We start from the raw sequence: 18,157 nt of genomic DNA, 5'->3' as shown, positions 1-18,157 counted from the left end.
GCTCACATCGATCGCGACCAGCCGCGCTGCCCGCTTGAGCGGGACGTGCCGAACTGGTCGAGTCCTTTGTGGACGGACATCGCTCCGGTGCCGGTCGGAGTATCGTACGCACCGACTGTAGTGGTCGATGGCAAGGAGCGCGACAGTGCCGGATTCCCAGCCGTCGCAGCGGCTCGTTGTGGGGCGTTACCGGTTGGAGAGCATTCTCGGCCGAGGCGGCATGGGGGTGGTTTGGCGAGCGATCGACGAGCTGATCGGACGTACCGTCGCGGTCAAGGAGATCCGCGCTCCAGCCGGGCTACCCACCGATGAGCGTCGGCTGTTCGGTGAGCGGGCGCTGCGGGAGGCGCGCACTGCCGGGCGGATCAACCATCCGGCGGTCGTCGCGATCCATGACCTCGTGCCGGCGACTGACGACGACGAGGCCGTCTACATCGTGACGGAGTTGGTGGACGCTCCCACGCTGGCCGACCTCCTGGATCGGGAGGGAGCTCTGCCACCCGCCCGGGTGACGGCAATCGGCATCCGCGTGCTGGACGCACTCAAGGCCGCGCATTCGGTCGGGGTGGTGCATCGCGACGTCAAGCCCGGCAACATCATGGTTCTTCCGGGCGACGAGGTGAAGCTTGTCGACTTCGGGATCGCCCAGGCGGCCGGGGACGCTCGCCTGACCCGGCACGGGATGATGGGCTCGACGGGGTATCTCGCGCCGGAGTTGTTCCACGGCAGCGACCCCACGCCCGCCGCGGATCTGTGGTCGGCCGGAGTGACCCTCGCCCAGGCCGTGAACGGTGAACTTCCGTTCGAGCGGGCCTCCACGGCGGCCACTCTGCACGCCGTTCTGTACGGCGACATTCCGGCCGTCGACTGCGAGGAGCCGCTGTCCACAGTTGTCGCCGGTCTGCTCACCCGCGACGTGGCGCAACGGCTCACCGTCGAGCAGGCTCGTGACCTCCTCGACGTTCCGATCCTGGCGCGTGCCACCGGTCAGCGGGACGACGCCATTCCGGTGATGTCGGGTGGGCCCGACCGATCGGCCCCGGAGGGTGGCAGCCCCGCGCCGGAGGGCGAGGCATGGGAGCGGCAGCCCACCACCATGCAGCCGGACGGGCCTGCTCCACCCCGCCAACGATCAAGCGCTGCCGGGTCAGGGGCGCCGTCGACGGGGGTGAGCTTCCAGGTCGTCGTGCCGGAGAGGGTCCGCAGGGCCAACGTCGCCGTTCGGGTAGTCCTCATCGGCCTCGTGCTCTGGGCGACCGTGCTTCTCATCAACGTGCTGACGACGATCGACGTGCCCGTGTGGACGGTGTTTCCCGCCTTCCTGGCGGCGGGGGTGGCGGGAGGATGGGTTGCGCTGAGGGTCGTCGACCCGCCGCACGGACCCCTACGCGTGGACTCCCGGACGGTGCGGATGAGTGATGCTCGTCGCAAGGCACACGAACTGCTCTGGGAGCATGTCGCCAGCGTCACGGTCGGGCCTGGTGACAGTTCGTCAACCGTCCGCTCCCGGCTCGGCATCGAACTAACAAGACGCGTACCCGAGTCCACGCTGAGTCGCGCGAGGGCCGTCGGGCTTCTTCGAGAGCAGGGCGACCGCGCCCCGGTCTGGATCATCGGCGACCTCAACCTCAGCCCAGCGCACACAGTGCGCACACTGCGCCCCGTCGTCCCGAGTCACGTCCGGATCGTGGGCCCGGCCGGCGAGGTCGTCGGCTGGCCTTCGCGGGCCTTTCGGCCGCTCGGTCGTCGTCTGCCGGAGGTGGTGCTCTGTTTCGCGCTGCTGGCGGCTCTCGTGCTGAGCGGTCACCTCTACACGTACCGCCAGCAGGCGGCGATGGCGGCTTTCGCCGACGATCCGGTCAGCGCGGTGGCGTTCAGCCCCGACGGCACCACGCTCGCGAGCGCGAACACCGCGACGTTCAGCATCACCTTCTGGAACGTCGCCGACCACAGAGCCGTGGCTGTCATCCCCGGACACACCAAGAAGATCAACGTGCTGGCCTTCAGCCCGGACGGAAAGACGCTCGCCAGTGGCGGCGAGGACGGTGTCGTCAAGCTCTGGAACGTCGCCACTCGCCAGAACGCGTCCACGCTGCCCTTCGGCGAGACCCAACGGGTCTCCGACCTGCTGTTCACCCCCCAGGGGACCGGCATCGTAGCCGTCGGCTCCGGCGACGCCAAGGCATGGCCGTCACTGTCCACTGGCAAGCGCGTCGACCTGCCCGACGAGGAGAGGTACGTGGAGTCGATCCGCCTCAGCCAGGATGGCCGGGTGCTGGTGACCCTCGACCGCAAGGGGTCGGTGCGGGCCTGGGAGACCGCCAGTGGCCGCAGCGCGGGCCGCATCGACGGACCCATTGCGCCGTGGTCCGAGGTGTCCGCCGACGGGGAGGTGCTGATTCACGCCTCGGGCTCGGGCCAGATCCTGGCCACCCTGGTCGGTGAGGCGGGGCGCCCCAGCGCCACGGCATTCGGGCCGGGGGATCTCTTCGTCACCGTCCGTTGGGACGAGATCCGCGTCTGGCGGACGACGACCGGCCGGACCGTGCACGTGTATAAGGCGGGGTTCTTCCCCACGGACGAGTGGGCCTCGGACGTGGTGGCGCTGAGCGCGAGCGGTGCTGCCGCAGTGGGCGGAGACGAGGGACTGTGGGTATGGACGTACGGCTCGGGCAGTTGAGGGGCTAGCGGTGATCGTGCGCATGACCGTGCGGGACGTCGGCACCGGGGTCGCGTACGACGTCGAGGTGACCGCCGCACCGGCCGCCAGTGTGCGGTCCCTGCTGGCGGCGCTGCCCGTACCCGTGGCTGACCGCCGCTGCTTCGTCGGTGCCGTACCGTTGGATCCGGCCGCCAGCCTGTCCGACAGCCCTCTGCTGAGTGGCTCGGTGATCAGCGTGGGTGGGCCCGGGCAAGTCGGTCGCCTCGTCACCGACGGAGCGGTGGGCGTGCTGGAGGTGGTGGACGGTCCCGACGTCGGCTTGGCCGTCGCCCTGCGGCCCGGGGCCCACTCGGTGGCCCGCAGTGCCTCGGCTGCGCTGCCGCTGCGGGACGCGGACGTCTCCCGCAGTACGCACGCCCTGCTGGAGGTGTCCGCCGACGGCAGCCTCATCGTCACGGATGCCGGGTCGAGCAACGGCACGTGGGTGGACGGCGTCCGGCTCACTGGCGAGTCCGCGGTGTCGTCGAGCAATGTGCTCCAGATCGGCGGGAACGAGCTGCGGTGGACACCCCTTCCCGCTGGCGCACGACGACTCGTCCGTGCCCCGGATGGTCGGGTCGACTTCGACCGTGCCTTCGCCCGCGCCCCGGTGATCCCCAGCATCGACGTGACCATGCCGGTGCCACCGGTGGTGACGCGGGGTCCCTGGGCGGCCGGTTTTCTGCTGGGTGGCGCCGGGTCGGTGGGGGCTGCACTGTTCACCCAGACGCCGATCCTGCTGCTCGGCGCGGCGGTCTCGCTCGCGGGCTTCCTCCTCAACCATTCGGCGCAGGAGAAGCAGGACAGGGAGCGCGAGGCAGAGTTCACCAGGGCGAGAAAGGCCGTCGAGTCGACGATCGCGGCCCAGGTGAAGGCCGAGCGACGGTTGCGGCAGGCGCTCGCCCCGAGCCCCGTCGAGATCTCCGAAGCGGCCACCGGAGTGCGATCCGGCCTGTGGACGCGGCGGACGGGCGCCCCGTACGCGCTGGCGTTGCGGGTTGGTGTCGCCGACGAGCCGGCGTCGGTGACGGTACGCGGCGAGCCCTGGTCGGGTTTCCGCACTCCGAAGCTGTCGGCCGTTCCGATCACCGTGGACCTGGGCGCCGTCGGTGTGCTCGGCGTGACTGGCGCCGACGGGCCGGTCCACGATGTCCTGTGCTGGTTGCTCCTGCAACTGGCTACCCTTCGGGGTCCCGACGATCTGCGGATCGTGCTGCTCAGCAGCGATGACGCGACGAATCTGGCCTGGGCGCACTGGTTACCGCACGTCGACGCGGGCGACACCGCCCCCTTCCCGTGCTGGATCGGCAACACCACCGCCACCCGCGCCGACCGGGTACGCGAGTTGCGTACCCTCGTCGCGACGCGGCGCGCCGACCGCGGCAACCAGCAGTTCGAGGATGTGGTCGTCGTCCTCGACGGCGCGTTGGCACTGCGGGACCTGCCCGGCATGGACGAGGTGTTGCGCGACGGGCCGTCGGTCGGTGTCTACCTCATCTGCGCCGACCGGCACAGCATGAACGAGTGCCGGGGTCTGATCGAGACGTCCGGAGACTCGGCGCGGCTGACCCGCAGCCCGGATGGCCAGGCGCTGACGGTGCGGGTCGACCGGCTGGACGCGGCGACCGTCGAGCGCCTGGCCCGGGCGTTGGCTCCGATGCGCGACCGGGCGACACTCGGGGCGGCCCAGAACGCCATTCCCGGGGCGGTGCGCCTGCTGGATCTTCTCGACCTCGGGACGCCGACAGCCGCCGACGTTCTCGCGCTGTGGGAACGGGGTCGGGGGCCGCGCACGCGTGTGGTGCTCGGTGCGGACGCGACGGGCCCGGTGCACGTCGATCTGGCTGGTCAGGGCCCGCACACCATGTTGGGCGGTGCGACGGGCGCCGGTAAGAGCATCCTGCTGCAGACCCTTGTCACGTCCTTGCTGCTGGCCAATCGGCCGGATGAGCTCAATCTGGTGTTGGTCGACTTCAAGGGCGGCAGCGCCTTCCTGCCCTTCGAACGCTGCCCGCACGTCGTCGCCCTCATCCGTTCCACCGGCGAGACTCCCGCAGACGTGTTCGACGACGCGGCCGCGGCTCGGGTGCTCGCCTCGATCCGGGCGGAGGTGAGCCGCCGGGAGTCCGTGCTGGCCCGCTACGACGGGGAGATCGACCGGTACTGGCGAAGGCGCCTGGGCGGCGCGGACCTGCCGCCGCTGCCCCGGCTTGTGTTGATCTTCGACGAGTTCGGGCGGGTGCTGGACGCCTCGCCTGATTTCATCAAGGAGTTGGTCAACGTCGCCGCGAAGGGGCGGTCGCTGGGCATGCACCTCGTGCTGGCCACGCAGTCACTGCAGGGCAAGCTCTCGCCCGAGTTGAAGAACAACGTGTCGCTGCGGATCAGCCTTCGACAGAACGAGCCTGCGGACAGCATCGAGGTCCTCGGAGTCCCCGACGCCGCCACCATCCCGGGTGTACTGCGTGGCCGCGGCATGATCCTGTGCACCACCGCGGAGACCCGGATCCCGCAGCCGTTCCAATCCGGCTACCTCGGCGATTCACCGCCGGGAGGTGGAGCCGCCCCGGCCGTCGTCCGCGTCCTGAGCCCGACCGACCTCGGTACCCCTCGACCCACCGCTGCGCCGACGGTCGACGCGGGGCCCACCGACCAGGCCCTCACCATCGCGGCGATCGAGGACGCCGCAGGTCAGTCCGGGCTACCGGCACCCTTCCGGCCGATTCTGCCCCCGCTACCGGCCAGCCTGACGGTGGACGAGCTGCCGTCCCGGTGGACCGTCGCTGTGCCAGACACCGCCGTACCCTTTGCCTTGGCCGACGACCCGGCAGGCCAGGCCCAACCGGCGGAACTCCTCGACCTCGCCGGAGTCGACCGACTCCTCGTCGCCGGTGGCCCGCAGTCCGGACGGACGACGTTCGCCCGCACCCTGATCACCGGCCTGGCTGCCCGCTTCCGGCCCGATGAGGCACACCTGTACGTCGTCGAACGGCACCCGGCGGGCCTGGCCGAGTACGCCGCGTTGCCCCACTGCGGCGGGGTCTTCTCCCCAGCGGAGCCGGACCGGATCCGCCGTCTGGTCACGTGGCTCGACGAGGAGGTCCAGCGCCGCACCACTACCAGGCCCCCGCCTGATGAAGCGCACCCGCACATCGTGGTCGTCGTGGATGGCTGGGAACACTTCGAGGACCACGGCGACCCCGCCTTCATCGAGACGTCCCTGGTTGCCACCCTGCGTGGCGTCATCACCGCGGGTAGCCCGCTCGGGGTGCACGTCGTGGCGCTCGGCGGCCAGGACATGCTCACCCACCGGCTGCCGACCCTCTACAACCGGCGGCTACTCCTGCCTTTCCCGAAGGAGGAGACCCGGCGGATGCAGCTGCAGAGCGGTATGGCCAGCCCGCCGGTCCTGCCCGGGCGGGCCATCGACGCCGGCAGCGGCCGGCACGTGCAGGTGTGCCTACCCACGGGGTCCGCCAGTGCAATCGCCGCCAAGGCGCACGACACGCCGCCGCACCGACTGCCCCGACGTTTCCCAGCCCTGCCCACCCGCGTCGACCTCGCCGCGCTGGGGCCGAACCCTGCTGCGGTCGGTCAGGGTCGGTCCACGTGGATACCGCTGGGCCTCGGCGGGCCCGACACCACCACGATCGGCGTCGACCTGTTCGGGGCCGGCCCGCACCTGATGCTGGTTTCCGGGGCCGGTGGGACCGGCCGTACGACGGCAGCCGCCACGGTGGTCCACGCGCTGCTCCGGCGCGGCATCGGCGTACTCGCCGTCGCGCCGCCGCAGTCGCCGCTGCCGGGTTTGCTCCCCGACGACCCCGGGCTTCGGGTGTACACCGGTGTCACGATCAGGGACGTCGACCTCCGCGAGGCCGTCGCGGCGTTCGGCGACGAGCCGTACGCGGTGGTCGTCGACGACGTCGACCGGGTCACCGTGCTGCCCACCGAGCAGGGTTTCGCGAGCAGCCCCACGTTGCTGGACGACCTCATCCATCCGGCCGCCCGTGGTCGGCGGGCACTGGTCGTCACCGCTGACGCCGCACCCTTGCTGACCGGTTTTCCCAGCCCACTCACCCGCCTCGTCAACGCCGTGATGATGGCCGGGACGCGTCTCGTGCTGGCCCCCGGCAACCGGATGACGGCGGTGGCCCACAACATCACCCTGGAATCCGACCAGTACCTCACCGGCCCGCCGGGGCGCGGCTACCTCTCCGCCGGCCGTGACCCGCTGCTGGTCCAGGTGGCGGCAATCGGCTCACCCGCATCTGCCGCGGCGGCTTGACGAAGCCGTGCTGGATCGCGGTCGCCATTTTCGCGGTGATCGGCGTCTCGCCGGGCTTCTCCGCCCGCCGGGGGAGGGACGGCACCAATGGTCGAGACGCTATGGAGCTGATGTCGCGAACGATTCACTCTCTCGCCCCGCCCATGTGAATCGTTTACGACATCAGCTCGACAGGCGCCCCCCCACTGCTGACACCCTAGGGCGGCTTGGTCGTCACGGCGATCGCGTCGAGCCGTCGGCCGGGGGCCGGGGCCGGTGTCCCGATCGGTGAAGCGTTGGTGCCGAAGCGCCCGCCCCCAGCCGAGGGGACGGGCGCTTCGCGGTGCGGGGTCGGTCAGCCCACCACCGACCGCAGAGGCACCTTCGCCTCGCGCAGCTCGCGTACCAGATCGCTGGCGAACGGGTGTTCGTCGACCTGGAGTCCCTGCGGGTTCGGGATCACGACGTACGCCGAGCCGTTCTTCGCGGACGCCTGCGCGTCCGTGGTGAAGCGTTCGACGATCGCCCGGGTGCGGGGTAGGTCGCCGGCCGCCACCTGGATGGTGATCGGCCGCCACCCGCCGCCCAGGTCCGGCGTGACCGGCGCGGCGGCGGCGCTGGCGCGCGCCGCGTCGACCCCGGCGGAACGCCGGGCGTCGGGCGCGGCGGTCGTCGGGTAGAGCAGCGCGTTGGCGACCAGGTGCAGACCATTTTCGTTGTACGCGCGGAAGAGCGGATTGAACGCGAACAGCACCGCCCGACCGGCGCCGGTCGGCTCGTCGACGACGGCGGCCGTGCCCTTCAGCGTCTCCGCCCCGACGGTGTAACCGTTGGCCCAGAACGTGTCACCGGTCGGGTAGGTGAGCACGTTCGTCCCGGTGGTGCTCGGGGTGAGGATCGGGTCGCTGTTGTTGAACTCGAAGTCCTCCGCCGGGCGACCCAGCGCCACCGGGCTGTCCTGGTCGACGTCGACGCGCAGGTGCGAGCCGATCACCAGGTAGTCCGCCGGCTTGGTCTTCTCCGTGGTCGAGGTGAGCCCGGCGGCGCGGGCCACCCGGGTTCCCTCGTTGCGCAGCCCGAGGTAGGTGTGGCCCTGGCCGATCCAGGCGCGCAGGTTGGCCTGCCCGGCGGCGGTCAGACCTCCGGTGGCGCTGCTGCCGTCCGGCACCAGCAGCACGGTACGCCCGGTGAACGCCTCGGTGTTGTCGTTGATGTCGGCCGTGGTGACCGGTTTCAGGTCGAGCCCCCACCGCTTGCCGAGCACGTAGCGGGCCTCGCCGTGTGAGCCGGAGGTGGTGGAGATGCCGGTGCCCTGGAACAGCCCCACGTCGGGCAGGTCGAGGCGGGTGCCGGTGGGCCGACCGCCCGGGGTGAGGGTGACCCCGAGGGATTCGGCCATCTCGTCCACGGTCCGGCTCACCTTGGTCGCCGCGATGGCGACCCTACTGGTCGTGAGGTCACGGACCAGGGGGACGCCACGGCCGAGCAGACTGAAGGTGAACTCCGCGGCGGCGGCCGAGTCGAGCGGGTACGTGTACGAGCCCCAGGGCCACGCCGCACCGGTGCGACCGCCGGAGACCTTGCGGACCAGTTCGGCCCTCGGCCGGACGGTGTCTCCGGTGTAGATGGTGTTGATGCCCATCAGCAGCGGGTTGCTCCAGGACGACACGTCGTAGAAGTACGGGAAGGGGACGTACGGGTCCTCGCCCATGATGGCCTGGATCCAGTGCTTCTGCGGTTGGTCCATCGGGATCCAGTACGCGCCCTTGGGCACTGTCACGTTGGTGGCGCTGCGCCCACCGAAGACTCGGGCGGTGGGCACCCGGGTCGCCTTCTGCACCTCGTACACCTCGACGTCCATCCGGCGCAGCCGCTCGACGAGCTGGCGGACGTCGGCGAGCTGCCGGTCGGGCAGCAGGAAGTACGAGCGGATGGTGAGGTCCGGAACCGGGAACTGGACCTCGTTGGTGGGTTGCACCACCTCGTTCGGCTCCAGCGTGCCCGCCCTGCCCTGGGCGAGCGCGTCGGTCCAGATGTCGAAGTAGCCGTCGAGCACCTCGCGCTTGTTCGCGGCGGCCCAGCCGAGCGTCGACCACTGGGTGTTGAACTGCTGCTGGACCCGGTCGGCCACGGCCGAAGCGCTGCCCTTCTCGTACGTCATGCCGGCCGCGCCGAAGCCGGTGGTCGGCACCGTGTCGCCGTAGCCCATGAAGAACATGTCGTACGTGTCGTAGTTGAAGTAGCACTCGGTGGTGACGGTCTCGTCGCAGGCCCCGTTGAAGCCGAAGCCGGCCTTGTTGGCCTCGCCGATGCGGTTGATCCAGTCCACCGCCTCACCGGCGATCTCGTGGTGGATCGGGTCGGCGTTGGGCGGGAAGAAGTACTGCCGGCCACCCATCTCGTGCGCGTCGATGAAGACCTGCGGCGGGTAGCGGCGCAGCAGTTCGAGCTTGCCGTCGGTCTCCTGCTGGGTGCGGGCGAACCAGTCCCGGTTCAGGTCGAAGCCGAACTCGTTCTGCCGGCGGGTCGCGTCGCGGCCGTCCGGGTTCTGGGTGGGGACGATGATGGTGACGAGGTTGTCGTTGCGCTGGGCGACCGCGCAGGACAGGCCCGCCGCCAACTCGTACAGCGTCCTGAGCGCCGCGTCGGCGCCGCTCTTCTCGCCGCCGTGCACGTTCGCGGTGACCCAGACGATGGCCGGGCTGTCCTTCGCCGTCCGGGCGGCCGTTCGCGCGCTGGTCCGGCGCGGGTCGCGCAGGTCCCGGACGTCGTCGGCGATCTCGCGTAGCGCGGCGGGCCGCACGTGGCGCTCGTTGGACACCACCGCGTACGGCAACGGCTGGCCGAGCACGCTTGTGGTCATCACGCCGGTGACGACCCGGTTGGAGGCGCGGTCGACGGCCCCGAGGTAGGTCCGGACCTCGTCGTTGGTGACGACCCGTTCCTGCCCCGCGCCGAGCGGGAAGCCGAGCACGTTCTCCGGGCTCGGTACCGTGCTCAACCGGGCGGTCGGGTCGTCGCTGCACCGGGAGGGCTGGGCGGCGCTCGCGGCCGGTGTGCCGCCGAGCAGGGGAGTCATGCCGAGCAGGAGCGTGATCGTGGCGGCGCTTGCCAGCAGCCTGGCGGAGACCATCCGGAACGGACGTATCGATGGGGCCATGAGTCGTGTTTCCCTTCTGGGGAACAACCTCGCAGTGGCCGGAGCCTATGAACCGTCGATACGGCGGTCAAGGGTTGATCGATATTGCCGACTACTCGGCGTGCCTGTTCCGACGCGGACTGGCAGGATGGTGTCGTGGGCTTGTCATCGTCTGGGAGGAGGAGACGTGCCGGAGATGATCACGCTCTCGGTCCATCCGGATCTTCCGTCCGCCGATGCTCGGCGTTCGCTGGCGTCCTGGCTGCGCGCTGAGGATCGGCTGCGGGAGGGGGTGACCACGACGTCCCCCGGCGAAATGTCGGCGGACCGCGCGGACGTCCTGCGGGTGGCGGCCAGCGACGCGGGCACCGCCATGGTGCTGGTGCAGGCGATCGCCGGCTGGCTGACCCACCGCCGCGACGACGTGACGGTGAAGCTCACCCGGCCCGACGGATGGTCGGCCGAGGTGGACGTACACCGGGCTCGGGACATGGACCAGGTGACCGCGCTCATCGAGGCCGCGGTGCGCGCGGTGACACCCGCGCAACGGTAACCGGCCCGCCGCCGGCCGAGAGGTCGGCCGGCGACGGGCCGGATGCGCACGTACGGCTACCAGGTGGTCAGGCCGATGCCGATCGTCTTGGTCAGCGTGGCGTTGTCGTCGTCACCGTCGAGCGACCAGATCATGGCGCCGGCCAGACCGGCCCGTCGGATGTAGAGCGTCTTCTGCAACACGACAGCCGGGTCGTCGTACGTCCAGAGCGTCGTACCGTCGAACAACCAGGCGTGCCCGGCGCGCAGGTCGCGGTGCACGGTGTAGCCGTTACCGGCCAGGGTCTTCAGCTTCTTGTAGTCCTCGTACCCGGCCTCGAAGGTGGCCGGCGCGGGCCCGGTGGCCGGCTGGAACAGGCCGTTGCCGTCGCCGGTGATGCCGGTCCAGCCGCGACCGTAGTAGGGGATGCCGAGCACGAGCTTGTCCCGCGGCGCGCCACGGGCGATCCACCCGTCGATGGCCACCTCGACGGAGAAGTCCGGGTTGTCCGGGGCGCCCGCCGGGACGCGAAGCGCCGACTGCTGGTTGGCCCGCGCGTCCCAGCCGCCGTGGAAGTCGTACCCCTGCACGGTGGCGAAGTCCAGGTACTTGAAGATCTTGCGACCCTCGTAGCCGGCGTCCATGGTGGCCGGGCTGGCCGGCAGGAACGCGGTCAGCGGGTGGTGCGCCCGGGTGGTGCGCCCGTACGCGTCGAGCTGCCGGCGGAACTCGGCGAGCAGCTTGGTGAAGTTCTCCCGGTCCTCCGGGCGGATGACGTTGCCGGGCTCACCCTCCCAGTTGGGCCACTCCCAGTCGAGGTCGATGCCGTCGAAGACGCCGGCCGCGGCACCCGGGCCGCCGGCGGCGCCGTCCCCGCCGGGCAGGTTGCCCTTGAGGTAGAGGTCGATGCAGGACGTGACGAACGCCTTGCGGGAGGCGTCGGTGCGGGCCGCGTTCGAGAAGTACGTCGACCAGCTCCAGCCGCCCAGCGAGATCAGCACCTTCAGCTTGGGGTGCTTGGCCTTGAGCTTGGCGAGCTGGCCGAAGTTGCCGTTGAGCGCCTGGCCCGGCGCGTCCGCGACGCCGTCGACGCTCTCCTCGGCCGGGACGGGTCGCTGGTAGTCGGCCCAGGCGTCGCCCTCACCCGGACCACCGTCCAGGTAGCAGCGGCCGTCCTCGCTGACGTTGCCGAAGGCGTAGTTGAGGTGGGTGAGGCGGCTCGCCGCCCCGGAGGTTTCCAGCTTCTTGACCGGGAAGGCTCGGCCGTAGATACCCCACTGGGTGAAGTAGCCGACCCGGTGGTAACCGGTGCTGCGCTGGTGGTTGCCGCCGGCGCTGGCGGCGGTGGGCGGAGCGGCGGTGACCAACAGGGTCGCCAGGGCGACGACGGCGGTGAGACGGCGGTGGCGGAATGATCGCATCGGCACACTCCCACGAGACATCAAGCAGAATTAGTAAAGAGACTTATCTGATTGATGAAGTTAAGCCGATCACCGTCCGGGGTCAAGGGCCACCGCCCTGGCGCCCTGACGGGCTGCCGTCGGGGCGTCAGGGCGGGCGGCGACGTCAGCCGACCTGGTCGTTGTCCTTCTGCGCGCCCCAACCGTGCCAGCGGTCGATCTCGATCAGGGCACTGACCCGGGCACGGTCCCGGCGTGGGTACGCATTGCCCGTGTAGTGCTCCGACAACCGGTCGATGTCCGCGAGGCCCTCGTCGGCGCGCAGCTCGGCGACGTGCCCGATGATGCTGACGTGGGTGTACCAGCCGGCCTCGTCGAGCACGGTGAGCGACACCCGGGGGTCGTTGCGGACGTGCTCCAGCCGGCGGCGGCTCTCGTCCATGTTCACCAGGATCCGGCCGTCCTCCCAGAGGTACCAGGTGGCGGCGGACACCGGCTGGCCACCGTTGCGGAGGGTGGTCATGACGGCGGGGTTCGGCTTCTGGAGCATGGCGACCGCGGCCTCGGGAAGCGGTGGCTTGGACATGAAGTCTCCTCGTCGCGACAACGTTTACCCCTGCACGTTACGCACCCACCCGCCCGATCGCGCTCTGATCGCGATCGCGGCGCGGCGGGCCGGGCCCACCCGGCTGCCGGGCTGACGCAGCCTGCGGCGAAGATGTGGTCATGAGCAATTCCGCACTGCCCAGGCGGGTCGTCGTCACCGGTGCCACCGGCAAGCTCGGCCGTGCCGTGGTCGCCCACCTGCGCGCCGTGGGCGTCGACGTGTTGGCGGTGGACCGCGCCGGCGGTCGCGACCCGCGCGACGTGAACGGCGAGTTCCTGCTGGCCGACCTGACCGACTACGGGCAGGTGGTAGAGGCCTTCACCGGGGGCGCCGACGAGCACGCCGGCGGCGTCGACGCGGTCGTGCACCTGGCGGCGGTCCCGGCCCCCGGGCTGATGTCGAACGCGACCACCTTCGCGAACAACTCCGCCGCGACGTACAACGTGTTCGCCGCCGCCCGGGCGGCCGGAATCAAGCGGGTCGTGTGGGCGTCGAGCGAGACCGTGCTCGGGCTGCCCTTCGACACCCCGCCGCCCTACGCGCCGATCGACGAGGAGTACGCGCCACGGCCCGAGTCGACGTACTCGTTGAACAAGGCCCTGGAGGAGGAGATGGCCCGGCACTTCTGCCGGTGGGACCCGGAGCTGGTCATGGTGGGCCTGCGCTTCTCCAACGTCATGGACGTCGAGGACTACGCGCCGTTCCCCTCGTTCGACGCCGACCCGCAGCTGCGCCGGTGGAACCTGTGGGGCTACATCGACGCCCGCGACGGGGCGCAGGCCGTCGAGCGCGCGCTGGCGCACAACCAGCCCGGCGCCGACGTCTTCATCATCGCCAACGCCGACACCGTCATGACCCGGTCCAGCGCCAGCCTGATGGCCGAGGTCTATCCGGGCGTCGAGATCCGTAAGGAGCTGGGTGAGCACGAGACGCTGCTCGGCATCGACAAGGCCCGCCGGGTGCTGGGCTACGAGCCGCAGCACTCCTGGCGGGACCACGTCGACCTGCTGTAGGTCAGCGCGCCGCCTGGTAGGCGCGGCCGACAGCGGTGGCGGTGCTGCCGTTACGGAACAGGCCGGTCTGGTCCTTGTCCGTGGCGGGCAGGCCGAACCACGCGTACCGCTGTAGCCAGGACAGGCCGCCCAGCATCCGGGTCGCCGCGGTGAGGAACGCGGCCTGCTGCGCCTGGCTGGGAAAGCGGACACCGTTGGAGAAGTCGATCAGGGCGAACTCGGTGAGCCAGATCGGCAGCTGGTACCGGTCGTGCACGGCCTGCAGGTACGACTTGAGCTGGTTGACCGCGTTGGCGGTGGTGAAGTCGCCGCCGTACCAGTGCAGGGCGATGAAGTCGACGCGGTAGCCGCGCTGCTTCGCCCCGGCCATGAACCGGTCGAGCCATTCGCCCGGCCGGTCGCCGCCCCAGGCCACCGCCGGGCTGCCCAGCGGAAGGCCGGTGGCCTGCAACTGCGGCCACAGCTCCAACGCCTGCTCGACGGTCATCTCCGCCTGACCCTTCAGGTCCGGCTCGTTGAACCCGAGCAGGTAGCGGCCGTTTTTCTTGGCCTGTTGCAGGTTGGTGGCGGTGACGCTCTTCGCTCCCCAGATCATCGGGACGAACTCGGCGCCCTTCGGGCTGGTGACGCCCGAGTGGGCCACGTCCCAGGTGTAGTACCAACTCGCCCCGGAGTTGGCCAGCGCCTGGCTGACGCCGTCGAAGGTCCACACCCCGACGCCCTTGCGCTTCGAGGTCGCTACCGAGGCCGCCGGGGCGACCGGCCGCCCGGTTGTCGGCTTCGCCGTCGGCGTCGGCGTCGGAGCCGCCCCCGTCGGGCTCGTCGGGGCGACGGGGGTGGCCGTGCTGGCCGCGGCGGACGTGGGGCTGGTGGCCAGCGCTTCGTCGATCCCTTGCGGGGCCGCCGCGGGGGCGGGCGCCGGCCCGGTGGGCTGCATCACGACGACCACACCGGTCACCAGGACGGCGACCACGGCGGCCACGACGAGCGGCCACAGCACGCGCCTCGCGCCGCCCGGGAGGCGGCCGCGCAACCCACGTCGGGATTCGGCGTGGACGCCCCGACTTCCCCTCGCGGCGTCCGTTGCACCCTGACCGGTTGTGCGCATCGTCTCGACTCCTCCGTGTGGTCGCATCGCTACCCGATGCGGTGCTGGCGGGAGTCCCCGCCACCACCTTCCCCTCAGGAGACTCGCCCCCCGTTCCGGGATAACAGTTTCTGCCCGGGTCGGCGGCCGACGCACCGCGCCGGATCACCCCTGCATGCGCGTCAACGAGCTGGCGGGGTCGCGGGCTGTGCGTCCACCGTGGCGAGGCTGGCCAGGTAGTTCCTGAGCATGAGCCGGGGACGTGCGGCGAGGAGGAGGATGACGAGGCCGAAAGTTTCCGGGTCGACCTCGCCACCGGACACGACGACAACGACGATGACGCCGACCACCCAACCGCAGAAGGCGAGCACGACGAGGGCGGGCGTGGCCCAGCGCCGGTTGAGCAGTGCGGTCGCGGTAGCGATGACCATGAGCAGGCAGCTGAGGGCACCCACTGCGCCGGCCGTGAACGTGGGGTCGCTGGCCAAACCGCTGCCCGGCTCGTCCGTGACGACGAGATAGACCAGGACCGAACACACGGCGCCGATGGTGAGGAAGAAGAACAGGCCGAGGACGACGCCGTTGCGGGCCATCCGCGCGTCGAGTGGGTGGCGGTTGAGGCGAATCATCAAGCGCCCACCCCGCGTGCGGGACGTCGCCTGACGTCGACGAGCATCACCGAGCGGTGATTGTCGAGAGCGTCGCTCACCTTCGGCACCGTGACACCGTACCGCCGGGGAGTCACCTCGTGGAGTCCACTCGGCGAAGAGCGGGGCGGCGGTCGATGACCGCCGCCCCGCCGGTCGGTCAGACCGTGATGCGTCCGGCGCCGGCACCTGCGGCGACGCTCGCCTTCACACCGCTGGCGGCGTCGAGTTGGTAGGAGTAGGGGATGGCGGCGACGTCCCCGGCGCTCTCCGGTGCACCGGAGTTGACGAAGATGTTGTCGCGCTGGACGAGGTCGCCCGGGCCCGATTCGGCGTAGCCGACCGCGGTCGGTCGGGTCACGTTCTCGAAGTAGTTGCCCTCGACGAGCACGCCCGCGCCCATCGTGGACGCCACGCCGTAGTCCGCGCCGAAGTAGTAGTTGTTGAAAACGTGCACCGGGTCACCGAACCGGACCCGGGGGTGCCGCTCCTTGCTGCCGTCGAACCAGTTGTGGTGGTAGGTCACCCGCAGGTGACCGATGTCGGCGGTGAAGCCGTCGTCGTGGCCGAGCAGCATGCTCTTGGTGTGGTTGGTGACCCGGTTCCACGAGACGGTCACGAAGTCGGACTCCCGCTTGATGTCCAACGCGCCGTCGTAGCCGCCGTCGAAGGTGTTGTGGTCGATCCACACGTTGCGCGAGTTCTGCACGTTGACCGCGTCGTCGTCCCAGCCCCGAAAGGTGAGGTTGCGGATGATGACGTTGGTGGCGCTGCTGACGTTCAGGCCGTTGTCCAGCGTGGCGTTGCCGACGCCGAGCACGGTCTTGTTGGAGCGGACGTCGTTCATCTTGTCCGGCATGGTGAGCGAACCCTGCACCCGGATGATCAGCGGTGCCGCCGACTCCAGGGCGTCGGCGAGGGCCGGGCCGTCGGAGACGGTGACCGTCTGGCCACCCGCGCCGCCGGTGGTGCCACCGTTCTGGGTGGCCCAGCCGACCAGGCCGGTCTGCGGTGGGGTGGTCGGCGGCGGGGTGGTCGGGGGAGGGGTCGTCGGGGGCGGGCTGGTCGGCCCGCCCGGCAGGCCGACCTTGCCGACCCCGGCCTGCGCGGTCACCACGGCCTTGATGTCGCAGGCGGTGGTGATGGTGTACGCGTACGGCGGGTTGGTCACGCTGCCGCCGGTTTCGCCCGTGCCCGAGTTGATGAGGCAGTTGTTGCGGGCGACGAGCCGACCGGGGCCGGAGTCGGCCTCGGCCAGGTGGTACGGGTCGTCGACGTTCTCGAAGTAGTTGCCCTCCACGATCACGCCGGAGTTCTCCGTCGCGGCGACTCCGTAGTCGCCGGTGTTGAGGTAGTAGTTGCTGTAGACGTGCACCTGGTCGCCGAAGCGGACGCGGGGGTTGCGCTGACGGGTCTCGTCGAAGAAGTTGTGGTGGTAGGAGACCTTCAGCCGCCCGGTGTCCTGCGCGGCGTTGCCGTCGTCGTGCCCGAGCAGCATGTTCTTGTTGGTGCCGTCGGCGTGGTTGTAGGACACCGTCACGTACGACGAGCCGCGCTTGATGTCGAGGCCGCCGTCCGAGCCGGTGGTCCAGGTGTTGTGGTCGATCCAGATGTGGTGGGAGAACATCTGCACGTTCATCGCGTCGTCAGCCCAGTTGCGGAAGTTGAGATTCCGCACGATCACGTTGTGCACGGCGTTCGCGGGTGGGCTGGTTACCGCGTTGTCGATCGGCAGGCCGATGTTGAGGCCGCCGCCGGTGAAGCCCGAGTTGGCGCCGAGCCCGACGATCGTCTTGTCCGAGGTGACCTCGTGCATCGGGCCGGGCAGGGCGATCAGTCCGCTGACCTGGATGATCTTCGGGCCGGCCGAGGCGGCCTCGGCGATGAACTGCGCCGCGGTGGTCACCGTGACGGTCGGGCCGCCGGCCCCGCCGGTGGTGCCGTTCTGACCCCAGGCGTCGACCGAGGCCCAGCCGTCGGCCACGTTCGGGCCCGGGTTGCCGGGCGGGTCCGTCGGGTCGGTCGGGTCCGGCCCGGGGGTGGCGCTGGTGACCTGCACGTTGTCGAAGTTCGCACTGGCGTTGAAGGTGGCGACGCCGATCCGGCCGCTGGCGAACTGGCTGTCGGTGGCCTCGGTCAGCAGCGTGCCGTTGACGTAGCCCTTCAGCGAGTTGCCGGCGACGTCGATCCGCAGGGTGTACGCGGTGCCGACGGCGACCGTGACGGCGGCGCTGTCCAGGGTGGTGCCGGAGCCGCCATTGAGCCGCTTGAGCTCGACGGTGTTGTTGCTGCGCAGCGCCAGGTAGTAGTAGCTGGTGCTGCTCTGCGCCCGGGCCAGCAGCGCGACGAAGCGGTTGGAGCCGTTGAACGCGGTCGGCTTGACGGTGGCCTGGACCGAGTAGTCGGTCCAACTCGCCGTGCCGGCCAACGACCGGGCGTCGCTGCTGGTGCCGGACTGCCGGTAGACCCGCGAGCCGTCGGTGGCAACCGTCCAACTGCCCCCGGACGCGGTCCATCCGGTGGCGTTGCCGTCCTCGAAGTCGTCGGTGAAGAGGGTGTCGGCGTAGGCGCCGGTGGCGCCCATGCCGAGAGCGAGGGCGATCGCGGCGAGCGCGGCCCCGATCGTGAGCAGGAGACCTCGGCGATGCCTTCGCCAGGTGTCGGTGGTGTGCACGGAACCTCCTTGGTGGTGGTCTGCCCAGGAACGTGGGCATAAATTGATGTGCATCTATACGTGAGAGCGGCGTCGTCCCTTGGTGACCGG

Annotated in this window: 10 protein-coding genes; 4 read left to right on the top strand and 6 right to left on the bottom strand. The window is 70.4% G+C overall.

Features of this window, described 5'->3' with window-relative positions:
• The first annotated feature begins 145 nt into the window (after window positions 1-145).
• Complete coding sequence (locus ACIBD9_RS29530; protein WP_396722560.1) at window positions 146-2,680, top strand: WD40 repeat domain-containing serine/threonine protein kinase; 2,535 nt, start codon at window positions 146-148, stop codon at window positions 2,678-2,680.
• Between the two features lie 10 nt (window positions 2,681-2,690).
• Complete coding sequence (locus ACIBD9_RS29525) at window positions 2,691-6,989, top strand: FtsK/SpoIIIE domain-containing protein (protein WP_396722559.1); 4,299 nt, start codon at window positions 2,691-2,693, stop codon at window positions 6,987-6,989.
• Between the two features lie 334 nt (window positions 6,990-7,323).
• Here ACIBD9_RS29525 and ACIBD9_RS29520 read toward each other — a convergent pair whose 3' ends face one another.
• Window positions 7,324-10,101 (bottom strand): M14 family zinc carboxypeptidase, encoded by a 2,778-nt coding sequence (locus tag ACIBD9_RS29520; RefSeq protein WP_396722557.1) that lies wholly within the window; start codon window positions 10,099-10,101, stop codon window positions 7,324-7,326.
• Window positions 10,102-10,303: 202 nt separating this feature from the next.
• On the opposite strand from ACIBD9_RS29520, the gene ACIBD9_RS29515 reads away from it, so the two are divergent.
• Window positions 10,304-10,660 (top strand): hypothetical protein, encoded by a 357-nt coding sequence (locus tag ACIBD9_RS29515; protein ID WP_396722613.1) that lies wholly within the window; start codon window positions 10,304-10,306, stop codon window positions 10,658-10,660.
• Window positions 10,661-10,716: 56 nt separating this feature from the next.
• On the opposite strand, the gene ACIBD9_RS29510 is transcribed toward ACIBD9_RS29515, so the two are convergent.
• Both ACIBD9_RS29510 and ACIBD9_RS29505 read right to left on the bottom strand, forming a co-directional pair.
• The gene (locus ACIBD9_RS29510; RefSeq protein WP_396722556.1) at window positions 10,717-12,060 is read right to left on the bottom strand and encodes a glycoside hydrolase family 18 protein; all 1,344 of its coding nucleotides are present in this window, start codon (window positions 12,058-12,060) and stop codon (window positions 10,717-10,719) included.
• 145 nt (window positions 12,061-12,205) lie between these two features.
• Entirely contained in the window at window positions 12,206-12,625 is a 420-nt protein-coding gene (locus ACIBD9_RS29505; protein ID WP_396722555.1) for a PPOX class F420-dependent oxidoreductase, read from the bottom strand.
• Between the two features lie 140 nt (window positions 12,626-12,765).
• Here ACIBD9_RS29505 and ACIBD9_RS29500 point away from each other — a divergent pair, with 140 nt between their 5' ends.
• Window positions 12,766-13,659 (top strand): NAD-dependent epimerase/dehydratase family protein, encoded by an 894-nt coding sequence (locus ACIBD9_RS29500; protein ID WP_396722554.1) that lies wholly within the window; start codon window positions 12,766-12,768, stop codon window positions 13,657-13,659.
• A gap of 1 nt (window position 13,660) precedes the next feature.
• On the opposite strand, the gene ACIBD9_RS29495 is transcribed toward ACIBD9_RS29500, so the two are convergent.
• The 3 genes from ACIBD9_RS29495 to ACIBD9_RS29485 all read right to left on the bottom strand — a co-directional run bounded on the left by ACIBD9_RS29495 (window position 13,661) and on the right by ACIBD9_RS29485 (window position 18,067).
• Window positions 13,661-14,659 carry a glycoside hydrolase family protein gene (locus tag ACIBD9_RS29495; protein WP_396722552.1) on the bottom strand — a complete coding sequence of 333 codons (999 nt, stop codon included), beginning with the start codon at window positions 14,657-14,659 and terminating at the stop codon, window positions 13,661-13,663.
• 269 nt (window positions 14,660-14,928) lie between these two features.
• Window positions 14,929-15,375, bottom strand: a complete 447-nt coding sequence (locus ACIBD9_RS29490) for a hypothetical protein (RefSeq protein ID WP_396722551.1) — start codon at window positions 15,373-15,375, stop codon at window positions 14,929-14,931.
• 178 nt (window positions 15,376-15,553) lie between these two features.
• On the bottom strand, window positions 15,554-18,067 hold the full coding sequence (locus tag ACIBD9_RS29485) for a right-handed parallel beta-helix repeat-containing protein (RefSeq protein ID WP_396722549.1): 2,514 nt from the start codon (window positions 18,065-18,067) through the stop codon (window positions 15,554-15,556).
• Window positions 18,068-18,157 lie beyond the last annotated feature (90 nt).

Origin of the sequence: Micromonospora sp. NPDC050784 (assembly GCF_044456765.1) — a bacterium.
Taxonomy (GTDB): Bacteria; Actinomycetota; Actinomycetes; order Mycobacteriales; family Micromonosporaceae; genus Micromonospora; species Micromonospora foliorum.
Note: the sequence above shows the minus strand (reverse complement) of the source record. Positions and strands in the feature narration are given on the sequence as shown.